The sequence below is a fragment of the Flavobacterium sp. genome, from assembly GCF_040402895.1.
In the GTDB taxonomy this organism is placed as follows: Bacteria; Bacteroidota; Bacteroidia; order Flavobacteriales; family Flavobacteriaceae; genus Flavobacterium.
In genome coordinates this window covers 1-2476 of the sequence record NZ_JBBALR010000024.1, presented here as the reverse complement: position 1 = coordinate 2476, position 2476 = coordinate 1, and the positions used below count along the sequence as shown (strand labels likewise).

Annotated in this window: 5 protein-coding genes; 4 read left to right on the top strand and 1 reads right to left on the bottom strand. The window is 35.9% G+C overall.

Features of this window, described 5'->3' with window-relative positions:
• On the bottom strand, window positions 1-290 hold a 290-nt coding region (locus ABWP60_RS09515; RefSeq protein ID WP_353151785.1), incomplete at its 3' end, for a serine hydrolase domain-containing protein.
• 96 nt (window positions 291-386) lie between these two features.
• Between ABWP60_RS09515 and ABWP60_RS09510 the strand changes: the two genes are divergently transcribed.
• From ABWP60_RS09510 to ABWP60_RS09495, 4 genes are all read left to right on the top strand, one after another.
• A complete protein-coding gene (locus ABWP60_RS09510; protein ID WP_353151783.1) occupies window positions 387-719 on the top strand; it encodes an ArsR/SmtB family transcription factor in 333 nt (110 codons plus the stop codon).
• A gap of 42 nt (window positions 720-761) precedes the next feature.
• Window positions 762-1607, top strand: a complete 846-nt coding sequence (locus ABWP60_RS09505) for an arsenite methyltransferase (RefSeq protein ID WP_353151781.1) — start codon at window positions 762-764, stop codon at window positions 1605-1607.
• An 11-nt stretch (window positions 1608-1618) separates the two neighbouring features.
• A complete protein-coding gene (locus tag ABWP60_RS09500; protein WP_353151779.1) occupies window positions 1619-2038 on the top strand; it encodes an arsenate reductase ArsC in 420 nt (139 codons plus the stop codon).
• A gap of 69 nt (window positions 2039-2107) precedes the next feature.
• A partial coding sequence (locus ABWP60_RS09495) for a class I SAM-dependent DNA methyltransferase (protein WP_353151777.1) occupies window positions 2108-2476 on the top strand: 369 nt, incomplete at its 3' end.

Below are 2476 nucleotides of genomic sequence, written 5' to 3'. Positions count from 1 at the left end.
ACAAGTTCACTGATATCTTGGTCTAATCTTATTTTCTTTTCTGCAACCAATTGCATAATAGCAGTGGTGGTGAAAGATTTAGAGATGGATGCGATTCTAAATATGGACGCATTGGTCAATGGCAATTGTTTTTCAACATCTTTAAAACCAAAGGAATGATTGTAGATGACTTTATTATTTTTCACCACAGCAACAGATAGCCCAACCACAGGGCTGGATTGCATGATGGACTGAATAGCAGCTTCTGCTTTTTCCGATTGCGCAAATGCTTGATTTACCGAAACCAGCATTAAGCCAGTCAATAGGGTGGTTTGAAGTATTCTTTTCATCCTTCAATTTAAGTTTATTTTTTCATTTCCCAAATTCATCGTAATTTTACGATTAATATGGGAACTACTAAAACCAAAGACTATTCAGCTCAGGAATTAAGCATTGCAAAATATGCTAAAGCCCTTTCTCATCCTGCTAGGGTGGCCATTTTGAATGTATTACTAAAACGCCAGTCTTGTATCTGTGGTGCTATTGTAGATGAGCTGCCACTTTCTCAAAGTACTGTTTCTCAGCATTTAAAAGAATTGAAAGCAGCTGGCCTCATTAAAGGTGATATCGATGGTGTTTCTGTATGTTATTGTATTGACGAAAAAGAATGGGCGAAAGTAAAAAATCAGTTAGGGCTATTATTAGACAAATTGACTTTGCCTGCCAGCAAATGTTGTTGAACTCAAGTTTAAAAAAATTCAAAAAAAATTAAAATAAAATTTATGCAAACCGAAGAACAATTAAAAGAAATCGTAAGACAAAAGTACAGTGAAATTGCGCTACAAGACAAAGCCGATAATATGGCTTCTTGCTGTGGTGCTGGTGGATGTTCTACAGAAGTGTACAATATCATGTCCGAAGATTATACAACTTTAGAAGGATACAATGCCGATGCCGATTTAGGTCTTGGCTGCGGCTTGCCAACGCAGTTTGCAAGAATTAAAAAGGGGGATGTTGTGATTGACTTAGGAAGTGGTGCCGGAAATGATTGCTTTATTGCACGCCATGAGACTGGCGAGACAGGCAAAGTGATTGGTGTTGATTTTACACCTGCCATGATTGATAAAGCAAGAGCCAATGCAGAGATCAGAGGATTCAATAATGTAGAATTTAGACAAGGAGATATTGAGCATATGCCTATTACTGCAAATACCGCAGATGTGGTAGTGAGTAATTGTGTATTGAATTTAGTACCGAATAAAGATGCTGTTATCAAAGACATTCTTAGGGTACTTAAGCCTGGCGGTCATTTTAGTATTTCTGATGTGGTCTTAGTAGGCGCATTACCAGAGGGGTTAAGAAAGGATGCCGAGATGTATGCGGGTTGTGTTGCAGGTGCGATTCAAAAAGAAGTTTACATGGAATTGATTCATGCAAATGGATTTGAAAATATAACAATTCAAAAAGAAAAACCAATCGTGATTCCTGATGATATTTTAATCAATTATTTATCTCAAGACGAAATCAATCAATTTAAAACCGGATCAACAGGCATTTTTAGTGTCACTGTTTTTGCACAAAAACCATTGACAGAAAATAAATGTGTGCCAGGTGGAGGTTGTTGTTAAATTATTAGACTATGAAAAATATTTTAGTATTATGTACAGGCAATAGCTGCCGCAGTCAATTAGCAGAAGGTTATTTAAAATATTTTGCTGGCGACAAAGCCAATGTGTATAGCGCTGGTGTAGAAACACATGGGGTGAATCCAAAAGCAATTGCCACCATGCAAAAGGATGGCATTGATATCTCCAATCATACTTCTAACAATATCTTAGAGTATACTGGTATTGAATTTGACTATGTGATTACCGTATGCGATAATGCCAAAGAGCGTTGCCCCTACTTTCCAACAAAGGCGCAAAAATTTCATTATAATTTCCCCGATCCAGCAAAGGCTACAGGAACAGAGCAGGAAATTGAAGCCGCTTTTGATTCAGTGAGAAATTTAATCAAAGATTACTGTGCAGAATTTGTAAAGAATAATTTGGTACCATAAATTGATTTTGACATAATTGCAATAAAGGCTTTATAGTATTATCTTTATTATAATTAGAATGATTTAATAATGGATATAGCAAATGCATACAATAGTTGGTCATCTCAATACGATACCAATGACAATAAAACAAGAGACCTTGAAGCTTTGTCCCTACAAAAAATACTTGTAGGAAAATCATTCAAGCATTGTTTAGAAATTGGTTGTGGCACTGGTAAGAATACTGCCTGGCTTTTAAGCATCTGTGATCAAATCACTGCCATTGATTTATCTAAGGGCATGCTTGATATTGCAAAAAATAAAATCCAGTCGGATAAAGTAAATTTTATCGAAGTTGATATCACAAAGGACTGGACATTTACAAACCAAACTTATGACCTTGTTACTTTTAGTTTAATGCTCGAACATATCGAAGACCTAGATGCTGTTTTTCAAAAA